Genomic DNA, 15,734 nt, shown 5'->3' with positions numbered 1-15,734 from the left:
CTCCGGCGGTGGGGACTGGGCAGCTTGGTTACTCATAAGTAGCATGAGGGTGTGACGGCGCGCTCCCGGCGTGCCCGCAGCAGTGCCATCCCGCACCTGGAGGAGAGCCAACGTGCCTCGTACCGCTAGGGACGTCGTCTTCGTCGACGGCGTCCGGACCCCATTCGGCAAGGCGGGCCCGAAGGGCATCTACCACGAGACCCGCGCCGACGACCTGGTCGTCAAGTGCATCCGGGAGCTGCTGCGCCGCAACCCGGATCTGCCGCCGGAGCGCATCGACGAGGTGGCCATCGCCGCGACGACGCAGATCGGCGACCAGGGCCTGACCATCGGCCGCACCGCGGGCATCCTGGCCGGGCTGCCCCAGTCGGTCCCCGGCTACGCCATCGACCGGATGTGTGCCGGTGCGATGACGGCCGTGACCACCACCGCGGGATCCATCGCCTTCGGCGCCTACGACGCCGTGGTCGCGGGCGGTGTCGAGCACATGGGCCGCCACCCCATGGGCGAGGCGGTCGACCCCAACCCGCGCTTCGTCTCGGAGAAGCTGGTCGACGAGTCGGCCCTGTTCATGGGCATGACGGCGGAGAACCTCCACGACCGGCTGCCGCACATCTCCAAGCGGCGCGCCGACGAGTTCGCGGTGCGCAGCCAGGAGAAGGCCGCCAAGGCGTACGCCAACGGCAAGATCCAGCAGGACCTGGTGCCGATCTCGGTGCGCCGCACCTCCCCCGAGGGCGGGGAACTGGGCTGGGGCCTGGCCACCGCCGACGAGCCGATGCGCCCGGGCACCACGCTGGAGGGCCTGGCCACGCTGAAGACCCCGTTCCGCCCGCACGGCCGGGTCACGGCCGGTAACTCCGCGGGGCTCAACGACGGCGCCACCGCCTCGCTGATCGCCTCCGAGGACTTCGCCCGGGAGCTGGGCCTGCCGGTGAGGATGCGCCTGGTCTCGTTCGCCTTCGCGGGCGTCGAGCCCGAGGTGATGGGCTACGGCCCGGTCCCGGCCACCAAGAAGGCCCTGGCGAAGGCCGGTCTGTCCATCGAGGACATCGGCCTGTTCGAGATCAACGAGGCGTTCGCCGTCCAGGTCCTGTCGTTCCTGGACCACTACGGCATCGCGGACGACGACGAGCGCGTCAACCAGTACGGCGGCGCGATCGCCTACGGCCATCCGCTGGCCTCCTCCGGTGTCCGTCTGATGACCCAGCTGGCACGGCAGTTCGAGGAGCGCCCCGAGGTCCGCTACGGCATCACGACGATGTGCATCGGCTTCGGCATGGGTGGCACCGTGATCTGGGAGAACCCGCACTTCGAGGGGAACAAGTGACCAACACCGCAGAGCTTCTCAAGGGAGCGGCAGAGCTCTTCCCGGGCGAGGTCGTGACACAGGCGCACGTCCGCCACCTCGATCTCCCCCAGAACGCCGGCCGCTTCGCGCTCATCACGCTGGACAACGGCCTGGACCACACCAAGCCCACCACCTTCGGCCCGGCCTCGCTCGCCAACCTCAGCGCGGCGATCGACCAGGTCGAGAAGGAGGCCGCGGACGGCGAGATCACCGGTGTCGGCATCACCGGTAAGCCGTTCATCTTCGCCGTCGGCGCCGACCTCAAGGGCGTGGAGCTGCTGAAGCGCCACGAGGACGCGCTGGCCATCGGCAAGGGCGGCCATGACGTCTTCAAGCGGCTGTCGGCGCTCGCCGTGCCCACCTTCGCGTACTACAACGGCGCGGCGATGGGCGGCGGGGTCGAGGTCGGGCTGCACTGCGCCTACCGCACCGTCTCCGCGGCGCTGCCCGCCTTCTCGCTGCCCGAGGTGTTCCTCGGCCTGGTGCCCGGCTGGGGCGGCTGCACCCTGCTGCCGAACCTGATCGGCGCCGACCGCGCGGTCTCGGTCATCATCGAGAACTCGCTCAACCAGAACAAGCAGCTCAAGGGCGAGCAGGTCTACGAACTCGGGATCGCCGACGCGATCTTCGAGGGCGCGGACTTCCTGGAGCAGTCGCTGATCTGGACCGCCGCCGTCCTCAAGGGCGAGCTCGAGGTCGTACGGCCCGAGATCGACCGCGGCGACGCCTGGCACGAGGCCGTGGTGCGCGGCCGCGCCATCGCCGACGGCAAGGTGCACGGAGCGGCCCCGGCCGCCTACCGCGCGCTGGAGATCATCGACGCCGCGCGCAACGGCGACCTCGCCCGAGGCTACGAGGCCGAGGAGAAGGCGCTCGCCGACCTCATCATGGGCAGCGAGCTGCGCAGCGGCATCTACGCCTTCAACCTGGTGCAGAAGCGCGGCAAGCGCCCGGCCGGCGCCCCGGACAAGTCGCTGGCGCGCCCGGTCTCCAAGGTGGGCGTCGTGGGCGCGGGTCTGATGGCCTCGCAGCTGGCGCTGCTGTTCGCACGGCGTCTCGAGGTGCCGGTCGTGCTGACCGACATCGACCAGGCGCGGATCGACAAGGGCGTGGGCTATGTCCACGGCGAGATCGACAAGCTGCTGCTCAAGGGCCGGATCAACCAGGACCGGGCCAACCGCCTCAAGGCCGCGGTGACCGGTTCGCTGGACAAGGCCGCCGCGTTCTCCGACGCCGACTTCGTCATCGAGGCCGTCTTCGAGGAGATGGGCGTCAAGCAGCAGGTGTTCGCCGAGGTCGAGGCGGTCGTGCCGGAGCACGCCATCCTCGCCACCAACACCTCCTCGCTGTCGGTGTCCGAGATGGCCTCCCAGCTCAAGCACCCCGAGCGGGTCGTGGGCTTCCACTTCTTCAACCCGGTCGCGATCCTGCCCCTGCTGGAGATCGTCCGCGGTGAGAAGACCGATGACGCCTCGCTGGCCACGGCCTTCGGCGTGGCCAAGAAGCTGAAGAAGACCGCCGTCCTGGTCAAGGACGCCCCGGCGTTCGTGGTCAACCGGATCCTGACCCGCTTCATGGGCGAGATCCAGAACGTGATCGACGAGGGCACCCCGGTGGACGTCGCCGAGCGCGCCATCGAGCCGCTGGGCCTGCCGATGTCCCCGCTGGTGCTGCTGGAGCTGGTCGGCCCGGCGATCGGCCTGCATGTCTCCGAGACGCTGCACGGCGCGTTCCCGGACCGCTTCACGGTCTCGGAGAACCTCAAGCGCGTGGTCGAGGCGGGCAAGCGCGGCTTCTACGTCCACGACTCCGGGGAGCCGAAGCTGGACCCGGAGGTCGCCGCGCTGCTCCAGCAGGGCGACACCGTCCTGACCGAGGAGCAGGTGCGCGCCCGGGTGCTGGACGCGGTCGCGCAGGAGATCGGGCTGATGCTCGAGGAGGACGTCGTCGCCGAGGCGCAGGACATCGACCTGTGCCTGATCACCGGCGCCGGCTGGCCCTTCCACCTGGGCGGCATCACGCCGTACCTGGACCGCGAGGGCGTCTCGGAGCGGGTGAACGGGAAGACGTTCCTGGCGGGGGGCGTGGCGAGCGTTCCCGCGTAGCGTCGGCGGCGCGTGACATACCCGGGTGCCGGGCGGGCGAAGGCCCGCCCGGCACTTGGGCGTTCGGGGGCTTGCCCGGCCCCCGGGCGTTCGGGGGCTTGCCCGGCCGTTCCGGGGCCCCACCGGCGTCGCCGTCCCCGCGCCCCGGCGCCCCGGCGCCCCGGCGAAGGGCGCGCCCCGGCCGCGCCACCCGCCGTGGCCGGACCGCCACCCGGCGGCAAGCACCCGCCACGCGTATCCGGGGCGGGGTCGCTCCCGGGGGCGGGATCGCTCCCGGGGGCAGGGTCACGCGCGGGAGCGGGGTGACGCCCGGGACGGGCAACGGCCCGGCGGCACCCTCCCCGGGAACCAGTCCGCGACGTCGAACGGGCTCTCAGCCGGGCCGTGGCGCCCACACCAGAGGCGGGACACGGACCGGCGGCACCCTCCCCGGGCGCCGGGCCGCCGCGCGGAACGGACCTTCAGCGGAGCTATCGCGCCACCCAACCACCCGGACCACCGCACCGAACCGGCTCTCAGCCGCACTGTGGCGCCGCTCAGCCGCTTCCCACGCGGGTCCAGGCCTGGAGTGCCAGCCCGCGCTCGTCGGTCTTCTGACGGGCCACCAGGAGCTTTCCGTCCAGCGCCAGCGCGGCCAGCACCACCCGGCCCTGGTCGTCCAGCGCCAGCGCCGGGGTGTGGGCGCCCTGCTCACCCGAGGGCGTCCACCACACCCCCGCCGCCTCGTCCTCGCAGGGGTGGGCGGCGACGGCCAGCCCGCCGGCCGCTGAGTCCTGGTGGGCCAGGACGGTGCAGTCGTGACCGTCCACCATGGCGCGCACCGCGGCGACCGGGCCGGTGCCCGTGGCTCCGCCCAGCGGCGCGGGGGCCGGGGCGTCCGGCCGCCAGGCCATGACCTCACCGCTGCGGGCGTCGCGCCAGTAGTGGGTGAGGGTGCCGGGGCTGCTCTCCACCATGGACGCCGAATCCGGCCGGGCGTCGGCGGGGACGTCCTCGCCCCGCTTGGGGGCGGCGCCGGGCTTGGGCTGGTACCAGCGCAGCGCGGCGCCCTTCCCGGCCGGTGCGAGCAGTTCGAGACGGCCGTCGGCGGTCGAGGCCGCCGACATGCCGCCCAGTACGTGCGTGCCCTTCCAGTCGGTCCAGCGCTCCCACGTGCCCTTGGGGTCCTGCCGCCGCGCGCTCACCCCGCCCCCGGCGTTGCGCACGAAGACACGGAGGGCACCGGAGGAGTCCACCGCCGCGGCGGGCAGGCCGGTCCGCTCGGCCTTGCGGGCGTCCTTGGGATGCGGGGTGCCCAGGGAGTGCCACGCCGTCAGCGGGCGGCCGGACTGGAACTGGGTGGCGTGGACGACGTCCACGCGCGCCGGTTCCCCGGCACCGTCCGGCCGGTGCCGAAGCCCCACCAGATGGGCATAGCCCTCTGGGCTCTGAACGACGGTCAGCCCGGCCAGGCGGCCAGACACCTCGATCAACCACGGCCCCGACCACTCCGCCCCTCCGGGGCGGTCCTCGGTCCAACGGGCGACACCGCCCGTCACCGGTGCGTAGGCCGTGAGCCTGCCGTCCTTGCCGCGGAGCAACCGCAACGCCATGGCCCGCTGCCAACCCTTCCCCGAACCCGTCCACCTGATCGAACGATGTCCATAGTAATTTGCCTTGACTATGGATGGGGTTGTGGTCGTTGACGCCGCCAATGTGGTCGGCTCGGTTCCGGATGGCTGGTGGCGTGACCGGCGCGGCGCCGCCGAGCGGCTCCGCGACCGGCTGGCCGTCCTCGCCGGGACCGGGCTCCCCGGCCGCCCCGGCGTGCCCGGTTGGGCCAACGACCCTCCGGTGGACATCGTGATGGTGGTCGAGGGCGCGGCGCGGGGCGTCGAGCCGGTGGCGGGCGTACGGGTGGAGAGCGCGCCGGGTAGCGGCGACGACCACATCGTGGCCGTGGTGGCGGCCCGTGAGGAGGGCCGCCCCTGCCTGGTGGTGACGGCGGACCAGGGGCTGCGGGCGCGGGTCACGGCGCTGGGCGCGGAGACGACGGGCCCCCGGTCGGTCCGCCCGAACGGCTCGCCCTAGGCCCTCTCAGGCGGCCAGAAGGTGTCCGACGGACCATGACGCCCGCGGCGGGCCGCTCCCCTCCCCGCCCCTTCCCGAAACTGGGGCCCCGCCCCAGCCCCCGGCCGCGCCCCAGGTGGCCCGGCCGGCACCCCGGCCGGTGAGCCGACCGCGGCGAAAATCGGCTCGTCGTCGCCTCCCGGGGTCCAGGGTCGGAGCGAACCCGGGGCTCCGCCCCGCACTCCGGCCAGGCGACTCTGATGTGCGCGGGCGTCCGCCCAGTCATCCGCCGCGCCGGCGCTGACCGCCGGGACGACGGCCCGTCAACCCGGGGGTCCAGGGGCGGAGCCCCTGGAGGGGAAAAATCCGCGGGCCGCTACCCCGTACGCGTCCCCGCCGCCGTCACCCGGCTGTGGCGGCGCCCGTAGAGGAAGTAGACGAGGAGGCCGATGACCATCCACGCCCCGAACCGCACCCAGGTCTCGGCGGGCAGATTGAGCATCAGCCACAGCGACGCGGCCACCGACAGGATCGGCAGCACCGGCACCCAGGGCGTGCGGAAGGCGCGGGGCAGGTCGGGCCGGGTGCGGCGGAGGATGATGACGCCCAGCGCGACCACGACGAAGGCGAAGAGCGTGCCGATGTTCACCAGGGCCGCCAGCTCGGAGATGGAGGTGAACCCGGCGACCACGGCGATGACCACGCCCAGCACGATCGTCGAGCGGTACGGCGTGCCGAAGCGCGGATGCACCCGGGAGAAGACCCTGGGCAGCAGCCCGTCGCGGCTCATCGCGAAGAACACCCGGCTCTGGCCGAGCAGCAGGATCATGGACACGGTGGTGAGCCCGACGGCGGCGCCGAAGCTGATGAGGCCCGCGTAGAACGGGTGGCCGGTCGCCTTGAAGGCGTCGGCGAGCGGGGCGTCCACCGACAGCCTGGTGTACTTCTGCATGCCGGTGACCACGATGGACACCGCGACGTACAGCACCGTGCAGATGAGCAGCGAGCCCAGGATGCCGCGGGGCATGTCCCGCTGTGGATTCCGGGTCTCCTCCGCCGCGGTCGCCACGATGTCGAAGCCGATGAAGGCGAAGAAGACCACGGCGGCGCCGGTGAAGATGCCCTGGACGCCGAAGGTCGTCGGTTGGTAACCGAACATCAGCTGGATCAGCGGCGCCTTCAGCCCGGAGCCGGAGACCGAGCCCCGGGCCTCGGGGATGAAGGGGTGGTAGTTCTCCGGGTGGATGAAGAAGGCGCCCGCGATGATGACGAGCAGCACCACGGCCACCTTGATCGCGACCACCACGGAGGTGACCCGCGCGGACAGCTTCATGCCGAAGACCAGGATCGCCGTGATCACCAGGACCAGTAGGAAGGCCAGCAGGTCGAAGGAGAAGCCGTGCGCGACATCGGGCCCGGACAGGGCGTCGGGCAGATGCCATCCGGCGTTGTCCAGCAGCGAGCGGATGTACCCCGACCAGCCCACCGAGACCACGGCGCAGGCCAGCGCGAACTCCAGCACCAGGTCCCAGCCGATGATCCAGGCGGGCAGCTCGCCGAGCGAGGCGTACGAGAAGGTGTACGCGGATCCGGCGACCGGAACCGTCGAGGCGAACTCGGCGTAGCACAGCGCGGCCAGGGCGCAGGCGATACCGGCGGCCACGAAGGACAGCGCGGTGGCGGGCCCCGCCTGTTCCTTGGCGACCGCGCCGGTGAGCACGAAGATGCCGGTGCCGATGATGACGCCGACGCCGAAGACCGTGAGGTCCAGGACGGACAGCGACCGGGTGAGGGCGTGGTCGGGCTCCTCGGTGTCCTGGATGGACTGCTCGATGCTCTTGGTCCGCAGGTAGCGCGGCCGGACTCGGCCTCCGGTGCCTCCGGTGCCTCCGCCTGGTTCCGATCCGCTCACCGGTGCCACCTCCACGCCTGCCGTGCGGCTCATGCTTCTGGTTACCGATCGGCGGCGGGGCATGCACGCTCAGGGCCGTCCCCGATTCACCCGATGGGGGCGGGTGGTGCGACGCACGCTGGGCCGGTCGGAGCAGGAAGCGCTCCGGCCGGCCCAGGCGGAAAGGAGGGGGTGGCTCAGTCGCGCACCGGTTCGGCCGTCGTCGGCCGGGTCACATCGGCGCCCCGGGAGCCCGCGTCCGCGGACTCGTCCTCGTACCGGCCGCCGATCCTGGAGACCAGCCCGGTGACCTGCCGGGCGATGTCCGGTGCGGTCAGCCCGATCTCGGCCATGACCTCCTTACGGGAGGCATGGTCGAGGAAGCGGGGCGGGATGCCGAAGTCGCGCACCGGCATGTCGACGCCCGAGTCGCGCAGCGCCTGGGCGACGGCGGAGCCCACACCGCCGACCCGGCTGTTGTCCTCGACGGTGACGACGACGCGGTGGCGCTCGGCGAGGGCGGGCAGTTCCTCGTCGACCGGCTTGACCCAGCGGGGGTCCACGACCGTTGCGGAAATGCCCTGTTTGTCGAGAAGGTCGGCGATGTCCAGGCACATCGGGGCCAGCGCGCCCACCGAGACCAGCAGCACATCGGGCCGCTCGCGGTCGGCCGCCGCGGGCTCCCGCAGTACGTCCATGCCGCCGATCCTGCCGACGGCCGCGACCGCCGGGCCCACCGCGCCCTTGGAGTAGCGCACCACGGTCGGCGCGTCCTCCACCCGCACGGCCTCGCGCAGCTGGGCGCGGACCTGGTCGGCGTCGCGCGGGGCGGCGATCCGCAGGCCGGGGACGACCTGCAGAAGCGACATGTCCCACATGCCATTGTGCGAGGCCCCGTCGGTGCCGGTGATACCGGCGCGGTCCAGGACGAAGGTGACGCCGCACTTGTGCAGCGCCACATCCATCAGGACCTGGTCGAAGGCGCGGTTGAGGAAGGTGGCGTAGACCGCGAAGACCGGGTGGACGCCGCCGGTGGCCAGCCCCGCCGCCGAGACGGCCGCGTGCTGCTCGGCGATGCCCACGTCGTAGACCCGGTCCGGGAAGCGCTTGGCGAACTCGGTGAGCCCCACCGGGTGCAGCATGGCCGCGGTGATCGCGACGATGTCCTCGCGCTCCTCGCCGAGCTTGACCATCTCCTCGCCGAAGACCGAGGTCCAGTCGGCGCCGGAGGCCGAGATCGGCAGCCCGGTGTCCGGGTGGATCTTGCCGACGGCGTGGAAGCGGTCCGCCTCGTCCTGGAGGGCGGGCTGGTAGCCGCGGCCCTTCTCGGTGAGGCAGTGCACGATGACCGGGCCGCCGAAACGCTTCGCCCGCTGCAGCGCCGACTCCAGCGCCTCGATGTCATGGCCGTCGATCGGGCCGACGTACTTCAGCCCCAGGTCCTCGAACATGCCCTGCGGGGTGATGAAGTCCTTCAGCCCCTTCTTGGCCCCGTGCAGCGTCTCGTACAGCGGCCTGCCGACGACCGGGGTGCGCTCCAGCAGGTCCTTGCCGCGGGCCAGGAAGCGCTCGTAGCCGTCGGTGGTGCGCAGGGTGGCGAGGTGGTTGGCCAGTCCGCCGATGGTCGGGCCGTAGGAGCGCTCGTTGTCGTTGACGACGATGACCAGCGGGCGGTTCTTGGCGGCGGCGATGTTGTTGAGCGCCTCCCAGGCCATCCCGCCGGTGAGCGCCCCGTCGCCGATCACGGCGACCACATGGTCCTGCTTGCCGAGCAGCTCATTGGCCTTGGCGAGGCCCTCGGCCCAGCCGAGGACGGTCGAGGCGTGGCTGTTCTCGATGACGTCGTGCTCGGACTCGGCGCGCGAGGGATAACCGGACAAACCGCCCTTGCTCTTGAGCTTGGAGAAGTCCTGGCGGCCGGTGAGCAGCTTGTGCACATAGGACTGGTGGCCGGTGTCCAGCAGCACCTTGTCCCGGGGCGAGTCGAAGACCCGGTGCAGGGCGATGGTCAGCTCCACCACGCCGAGATTGGGGCCGAGATGGCCACCGGTCTTGGAGACGGCGTCGACGAGGAAGGAGCGGATCTCCGCGGCCAGCTGGTCCAGCTCCTCCGGAGTGAGCCGGTCCAGATCGCGCGGTCCCGTGATGCGGGTCAGCAGCACCCGTGCCTCCTTGCTTCGAGCGTCTCCATGGAGCTTGCCGTCCGCCTGAGTCTAATGTTCCGCGCTCCGGCGCAGACCTCCCCCCATGCGATCCCCGTCACGCGTGTTCTTTTCGGACAGCCGCCCGGTGCCTTCCGTGAAGGCACCGGGCGGCCGGGTGAGCGGATGAGGCGTCCGGGGTCAGCCGCGACCCGCGGACCGCTGTGTCCTGCGCGACACCGAGTCGATGACGACGGCGGCCAGCAGCACCCCACCGGTGATCATGTACTGGACGGAGTTCGCGACGCCCAGCAGGTTCATCCCGGACGAGATCGAGCCGATGACCAGCATGCCGAGCAGCGCCGACCAGACCGAGCCCCGGCCACCGAAGAGGCTGGTGCCACCGATGACGGCGGCCGCGATGGCCTCCATCAGCAGGTTGCCGGTACCGGCCTGCTGGCTGGCGGAGCCGATCCGGGAGGCGATCATGATGCCGCCGCACGCGGCCATCAGCCCGGCCAGCGAGTAGACCGAGATCCGGATGGCGACGACGTTGATGCCCGCGCGGCGGGCGGCCTCGACGCTGCCGCCCAGGGCGATCACCTTGCGCCCGTAGGAGGTGCGGCGGACCACGAAGTCCAGGATCACCAGGACCGCCACGAAGATCACCAGAGCGAGGGGCAGACCCTTGTACTCGTTGAGCCGCCAGGCCGCGGCGTAGACGATCACCGCGAGCACGCCCGTACGGACCAGGATCTCGCTCAGCGGCCGCGAGGGTATGCCGACCGCCTTACGGCGCCTGCTGTCCAGGAACTGGGCGAGGAAGAAGCCCGCCGTCGCCACCGTGGCCGCCCCGTACGCGGCGATGAGCTGGCTGAAGTAGTGCGCGGTGAGATCGCGCACGAAGCTGTCGTCCGCGATGCTGATGGTGCCGGTGGTGCCGAGCACCTGGAGCATCAGACCGTTCCAGGCCAGCAGACCGGCCAGCGTCACCACGAAGGCCGGTACGCCGATCTTGGCGAAGAAGAAGCCGTGCAACGCGCCGAGGGCCGCGCCACTGGCGAGCGCCGCGAGCACCGCGATCCCCTCGGGCACCCCGTGGTTGACGTTGAGCACCGCCAGGGTCGCCGCGGCCAGACCGCTGACCGAGCCGACGGACAGGTCGATCTCACCGAGCAGCAGCACGAAGACGATCCCGACCGAGATCATGCCGGTGCCGCCGAGCAGGATGGAGAGGTCGGAGAGGTTCTTGGGCGAGAGGAAGGCACTGTCCTTCGCCTGGAAGACCGCCCAGATGATGGCGATGCCGACGATGACCGGGACCGCGCCCAGGTCACCGCTGCGCATCTTGCGGCCGAACTCCGTCAGATAGCCCTTGAAGCCCTCCTGACGGACCAGCAGCCGGGGGTCGACGACGGTGACCGCGTCCTTGGCGACGGGGTTGGCGTCGGCCGGACCGCTCGCCTTGTTGGCGCCGTTCGACGGACCGCCGTTGGTCTTGTCGACGTTCGTGGTCACTTCGCGACCTCCCCGCTACGCGCCTTGCGGCGGGTCACGGCGTTGTCCGTGGCGCCGGTGATGGCGGAAATGATCTCTTCCTGAGAGGTGGTCTTCACATCGAAGATGCCGTTGTTGCGGCCCAGCCGCAGCACCGCGACCCGGTCCGCGACGGCCTTCACGTCGGCCATGTTGTGGCTGATGAGGATGACGGCGAGGCCGCGGTCGCGCAGCCGCTCGACCAGGTCCAGGACCTGCGCGGTCTGCTCGACGCCGAGGGCGGCGGTCGGCTCGTCCAGGATCACCAGCTTGGGCTCGCCGAGCATCGAACGGGCGATGGCGACGGTCTGCCGCTGACCGCCCGAGAGCGAGGCGATCGGGATCCGCACACTGGGGATGCGGATCGACAGGGTCTGGAGCAACTCACGGGCGCGCCGCTCCATTTCGACCTCGTCGAGCACCCCGACGCGCAGGATCTCGCGGCCGAGGAAGAGATTGCCGACGACGTCGATGTTGTCGCAGAGGGCGAGGTCCTGGTAGACGGTCGCGATGCCCAGCTCCTGGGCGTCGTGCGGCCGGGTGACCTGGACGGGCTTGCCCTGCCACTCGATGACGCCTTCGTCGGCGGGGCCGACTCCGGCAATGCTCTTGACAAGGGTCGACTTGCCGGCGCCGTTGTCGCCCACCAGGGCGACGACTTCACCGGCGTGGACCTCCAGATGGATGTCGGTGAGCGCCTGGACGGCGCCGAACCGCTTGGAGATCCCGCGCAACGCCAACACGGGTCCGTTCGGCACGATGGCCATCTCCGTTCCGGGCAGGGTGGTCCCTGCTGTGTGACGGAGGGGAGAGCGCGCTCTCCCCTCGATTGGGGGGTGAGTCAGGGAGGCGGGCCGTCCGTGGGTACGGACGGCCCTGCTCCGATATGCCGGAGACCGGCGGTTACTTCAGACCGGCCGTTACTTCAGACCGGCCGTTACTTCAGACCGGCCGCTGCGCACGCCGACTTGATCTTGGCGGTGCAGATCTGGTCGATCTTGTAGATCCCGTCCTTGATGACGGTTTCCTTGATGTTCTTCTTGGTCAGCGAGACCGGGGTGATCAGCGTCGCCGGGATGTCCTTGGTGGTCGGGCTGTCGACCGTGTTGGACTCGTTGACCTTCTCCCCGCGGCCGAGCGCGATGGCCATCTCCGCGGCGGCGGTGGCCTCGTCCAGGTAGGACTTGTAGACGCTCATGTACTGCTCACCGGTGATGACCCGGCGCACACCCTCGATTTCGGCGTCCTGTCCGGTGACCGGGGGCAGCGGGTTGAGGCCGCCGCTCTTGAGCGCGGTGATCGCGCCGCCGGCCATGCTGTCGTTGGCCGAGTAGACGCCGACGATGTTGTCCTTGCCGAGCGAGGAGATGGCGCCCGTCATGGCCTCGTTGGCCTTGTCCGCCAGCCAGCGGTCGATGTCGTAGGACTTGCCGACGTTCACCTTGCCCTTGAGGACGGACATCGCGCCCTTCTTGAACATGGCGGCGTTGGGGTCGGCCTCCCAGCCGTTGAGCATGACGATCTTGCCGCTCTTGGCCTTGTCGCCCAGCGCCTCGAGCAGGGCCTTGCCCTGGACCTTGCCGACCGTCTCGTTGTCGAACGAGGTGTACGCGGAGACCGGGCCCTCGGCGAGCCGGTCGTAGGCGATGACCGGGATACCGTCCTCGTCCGCCTTCTTGACCGAGCTGGCGATGGACTTGGAGTCCACCGAGTCAAGGATGATCGCGTCGACCTTCTTGGTGATCATCGAGTCGACCTGCTGCTGCTGGACCGAGGGGTCCGACTTGGCGTTGACGTAAAGGATCTTGCAGTCGGCGCAGAGCGCCTTGATCTTCTTGGTGACGAAGGGCCGGTCGAAGTTCTCGTATCTGGCCGTCTGATCCTCAGGCAGCAGTAGCCCGATCGTGAGCGGACCGGTCTTCTTCTTGTCGCCCTTGCTGTTGCTGTCGGCTTCCTTCGCCGAGCCACAGGCGGCGAGGGCTACCGTCATCGACATCACAGAAGCGGCAAGAGCGACGCGACGCATCGTTGCGTTCATTTAGGGGTGACCTCCCTGACGAGGCCGCGTCATTGCGGCCGAGGTGGCTGGAAGTCAACTCGGCTGCCCGCATGGCGTCAAGAAGTAAATCCTTAACGAGATGGCAACGGTGCCATTCGTTATCTGAGTGAACGCAGCCGGACAGGCCGGATAGACGGAGCGTGACCGGACAAAGCCTCTCAGGCAAGCCCGCGGCCCAACAGCCCCCGCCCGGCGGTCAGGTGAGGGCCGGAGCCCCGGTCAGGTGAGGGCCGGAGCCCCCGCCGAGAGCGCGCCGTCCAGCAGCGTCGAATCGCCCATCTCGCTGAGCACCAGCGCGAGCGCGCCGAGCACCTCGGCCCGGCCGCCGAGCGCCCCCGGCATCACCGACAGCTGATGGGCCGCGCTCGGGATCGCGTACCGCGCGACCGACTCCCGGATCGGGCCCAGCACCAACTCCCCCGCCTCGGCGAGCTGGCCGCCCAGCACCATCCGGCTCGGGTTGATCAGATTGCAGAGGTTGGCCACCCCGCTGCCGATGTGCCGGCCGACGTCCCCGATCACCCGCCGGCAGCCCGGATCGCCCTCGCGGGCGAGCTGCACCATGCGCTCCACGGTGAGGTCCGCCCCATGGCTGGAACGCAGCAGCGGCAGCACATAGCGGGCCGCGGTGAAGGTCTCCAGACAGCCGCGGTTGCCGCAGCGGCACACCGGGCCGGACTCGTCCAGGGTGATGTGGCCGATCTCGCCCGCCGTACCGCCGGGACCGCGGTAGATCTTCCCGCTGATCACCAGCCCCGCGCCGACACCGTCGGCGACCTTGATGTACGCGAGGTCGGCGACCCCGCGGCCGGAGCCCCAGACCAGCTCGCCGAGCGCGCCGAGGTTGGCGTCGTTGTCCACGTGCACCGGCACCCCGAGCCGCTGGGCCAGCTCATCGCGCGGATTGGTGCCCGCCCAGCCCGGCAGGATCGCGGTCGAGCCCAGCGTGCCGGTCTCCACGTCGATCGGCGCGGGCACGCCGAGGCCTACGCCGACCACCTTGTCCTGGCTCAGCCCGCTGGCCGTGATCAGCCTGCTGACCAGCTGCTCGGCCCGGTCCAGGCCCTGGGAGGAGGAGGCGTCCACATCCAGCGGCTCGGCCTCCTCGGCCAGCACCTGATGGGCGAGGTTGCCGATGGCGACGCGCAGATGCGTATGGCCGAAATCCACCCCTACGACAATGCCCGCGTCACCGCTGAGCGAGACGCTGCGCGCCCGGCGGCCGCCCGCCGAGGTGGGCGTGACCTCGACCGTTCCGCCGTCCTTGAGCTCGCGCACGATGTTGGAGACGGTGGCGGCGGACAGCCCGGTGGACCGGGCGATCTCCGCCTGGGTCAGCGAGCCCGCCATCCGCACCGCACGGACCACCCGCTCGAGATTGGCCCGGTGCAGCGACGACTGCGATCCCGGAGTCTCCACGCCCATCCACTCCCGCCTTCGCGGGCGGCACGACGGCCGCTCCGCCGACCGGACCGCAGCAATGAGGCCCGGCTGTGTCTCCAACATGTGAACTCTAAGCTGAGCCGCCACGGTTGTCCCACGTCAAGTCCCCGACCGCCGTGGAACGGCTCGCGGTACCCTGCGCCGCCCACAGCGGCACGGCCCCGTCCTTTCCGCGGAACGGAAAGGACGGGGCCGTGAAAAGCCCTCGGTGAGGTACCTCTGTGGGGTCCCCCTATTTGAGCGCGCCCGCGGTCAGACCCGCCTGGACCTGCCGCTGGAAGAGGATATAGACGCCGAGCACGGGAAGCATCGCCAGCACCAGACCGGCGAAAAGCGCCGACCAGTCGCCCTTGTACTGCTGGCTGGCCGCGAGCTGCACCAGACCCTGGGTGAGCACCCGCTTGTCCTCATCGGTGTTGAGCACCGTCGGCAGCATGTACTGATTCCACTGCCCGAGGAAGTTGAAGATCCCCACACTGATCAGCCCGGGCTTCGCCATCGGCAGCATGACCTGGAAGAACGTCCGGGTATGGGACGCCCCGTCGATCAGAGCCGCCTCCGCGACCGAGGACGGCAGCGTCTTGAAGAACGAGGTCAGGAAGAAGACCGTGAACGGCAGCGAATAGGCGATATAGACCAGAATGAGCCCATGAAAGGTGTTGAGCAGGCTCATGTTCTTCATCACGAAGAACAGCGGCACCAGCGCCAGGATGATCGGAAAACTCATCCCGCCGACGAACATGAAATAGATGAACCGCTTTCCCGGGAATTCGAAGCGGGCCAGGATGTACGCCGCCATCGAGCCCAGCAGCATCGTCCCGATCAGGGAGCAGCCCACCACCAGGATCGTATTGAGGAAGAAGTCGCCGATGTTCGACTTGCTCCAGGCCCTGGTCCAGTTGTCGAAGTGCAGGGCCGAGGGCAGTCCCCAGGGCGAGGTGAAGATCTGCTTGTCGGTCTTGAGGGAGCTCATCACCGCCCACAGCAGCGGCAGCGTGACCAGGAGTCCCCAGACCACCAGGATGCCGTGCGAGAAGACGTTGAGGACCTTGCCCTCGCTGCCGATCCGGCCCTCGGGGGTGGAGCCCGGCGGCTGCTTGCGGACGGGCCCGGTGGCCGGTGCCTCGTCCTCCTTGGTGACGCCCGGGAGCTCCGAGGG

11 protein-coding genes are annotated in these 15,734 nt (G+C 70.4%); 3 read left to right on the top strand and 8 right to left on the bottom strand.

Going from position 1 to position 15,734, the window contains the following annotated elements:
* Window positions 1–112: 112 nt before the first annotated feature.
* Together JK364_RS21910 and JK364_RS21905 are read left to right on the top strand one after the other, a co-directional pair.
* On the top strand, window positions 113–1,330 hold the full coding sequence (locus JK364_RS21910) for a thiolase family protein (protein ID WP_201852833.1): 1,218 nt from the start codon (window positions 113–115) through the stop codon (window positions 1,328–1,330).
* Window positions 1,327–3,456, top strand: coding sequence for a 3-hydroxyacyl-CoA dehydrogenase NAD-binding domain-containing protein (locus JK364_RS21905; protein ID WP_201852832.1), 2,130 nt, complete (start codon window positions 1,327–1,329; stop codon window positions 3,454–3,456). Before JK364_RS21910 ends, JK364_RS21905 begins: the two co-directional genes overlap by 4 nt.
* A 536-nt stretch (window positions 3,457–3,992) precedes the next feature.
* Here the strand turns inward: JK364_RS21905 and JK364_RS21900 are convergent.
* Window positions 3,993–5,048, bottom strand: coding sequence for a PLL family lectin (locus tag JK364_RS21900; protein WP_201852831.1), 1,056 nt, complete (start codon window positions 5,046–5,048; stop codon window positions 3,993–3,995).
* A 70-nt stretch (window positions 5,049–5,118) separates the two neighbouring features.
* Between JK364_RS21900 and JK364_RS21895 the strand changes: the two genes are divergently transcribed.
* Entirely contained in the window at window positions 5,119–5,526 is a 408-nt protein-coding gene (locus JK364_RS21895; RefSeq protein ID WP_201852830.1) for a PIN domain-containing protein, read from the top strand.
* Window positions 5,527–5,881: 355 nt separating this feature from the next.
* On the opposite strand, the gene JK364_RS21890 is transcribed toward JK364_RS21895, so the two are convergent.
* The 7 genes from JK364_RS21890 to JK364_RS21860 form a co-directional block, all read right to left on the bottom strand.
* Window positions 5,882–7,354 carry an amino acid permease gene (locus JK364_RS21890; protein WP_230992350.1) on the bottom strand — a complete coding sequence of 491 codons (1,473 nt, stop codon included), beginning with the start codon at window positions 7,352–7,354 and terminating at the stop codon, window positions 5,882–5,884.
* 239 nt (window positions 7,355–7,593) lie between these two features.
* Entirely contained in the window at window positions 7,594–9,558 is a 1,965-nt protein-coding gene (gene dxs / locus JK364_RS21885; protein ID WP_201852828.1) for a 1-deoxy-D-xylulose-5-phosphate synthase, read from the bottom strand.
* A gap of 180 nt (window positions 9,559–9,738) precedes the next feature.
* Window positions 9,739–11,055: a sugar ABC transporter permease gene (locus JK364_RS21880; RefSeq protein ID WP_201852827.1), complete on the bottom strand. Its 1,317-nt coding sequence runs from the start codon at window positions 11,053–11,055 to the stop codon at window positions 9,739–9,741.
* Window positions 11,052–11,840, bottom strand: a complete 789-nt coding sequence (locus JK364_RS21875) for an ATP-binding cassette domain-containing protein (protein ID WP_201852826.1) — start codon at window positions 11,838–11,840, stop codon at window positions 11,052–11,054. The genes JK364_RS21880 and JK364_RS21875 overlap by 4 nt, the downstream gene beginning before the upstream one ends.
* Before the next feature lie 170 nt (window positions 11,841–12,010).
* On the bottom strand, window positions 12,011–13,111 hold the full coding sequence (locus JK364_RS21870; protein ID WP_201852825.1) for a substrate-binding domain-containing protein: 1,101 nt from the start codon (window positions 13,109–13,111) through the stop codon (window positions 12,011–12,013).
* Between the two features lie 240 nt (window positions 13,112–13,351).
* A complete protein-coding gene (locus tag JK364_RS21865; protein ID WP_201852926.1) occupies window positions 13,352–14,551 on the bottom strand; it encodes an ROK family transcriptional regulator in 1,200 nt (399 codons plus the stop codon).
* A gap of 256 nt (window positions 14,552–14,807) precedes the next feature.
* Window positions 14,808–15,641 carry a carbohydrate ABC transporter permease gene (locus JK364_RS21860; protein ID WP_231981754.1) on the bottom strand — a complete coding sequence of 278 codons (834 nt, stop codon included), beginning with the start codon at window positions 15,639–15,641 and terminating at the stop codon, window positions 14,808–14,810.
* Between the last annotated feature and the right edge of the window lie 93 nt (window positions 15,642–15,734).

This window comes from Streptomyces endocoffeicus (genome assembly GCF_016741935.1).
Classification (GTDB): Bacteria; Actinomycetota; Actinomycetes; order Streptomycetales; family Streptomycetaceae; genus Streptomyces; species Streptomyces endocoffeicus.
Note: the sequence above shows the minus strand (reverse complement) of the source record. Positions and strands in the feature narration are given on the sequence as shown.

Bases quoted from the DNA above. Each gene is read 5' to 3' on its own strand.
- JK364_RS21875 (WP_201852826.1), bottom strand. From the start codon at position 11,840: ATGGCCATCGTGCCGAACGGACCCGTGTTGGCGTTGCGCGGGATCTCC.
- JK364_RS21870 (WP_201852825.1), bottom strand. From the start codon at position 13,111: ATGAACGCAACGATGCGTCGCGTCGCTCTTGCCGCTTCTGTGATGTCG.
- JK364_RS21900 (WP_201852831.1), bottom strand. From the start codon at position 5,048: ATGGCGTTGCGGTTGCTCCGCGGCAAGGACGGCAGGCTCACGGCCTAC.
- JK364_RS21895 (WP_201852830.1), top strand. From the start codon at position 5,119: ATGGATGGGGTTGTGGTCGTTGACGCCGCCAATGTGGTCGGCTCGGTT.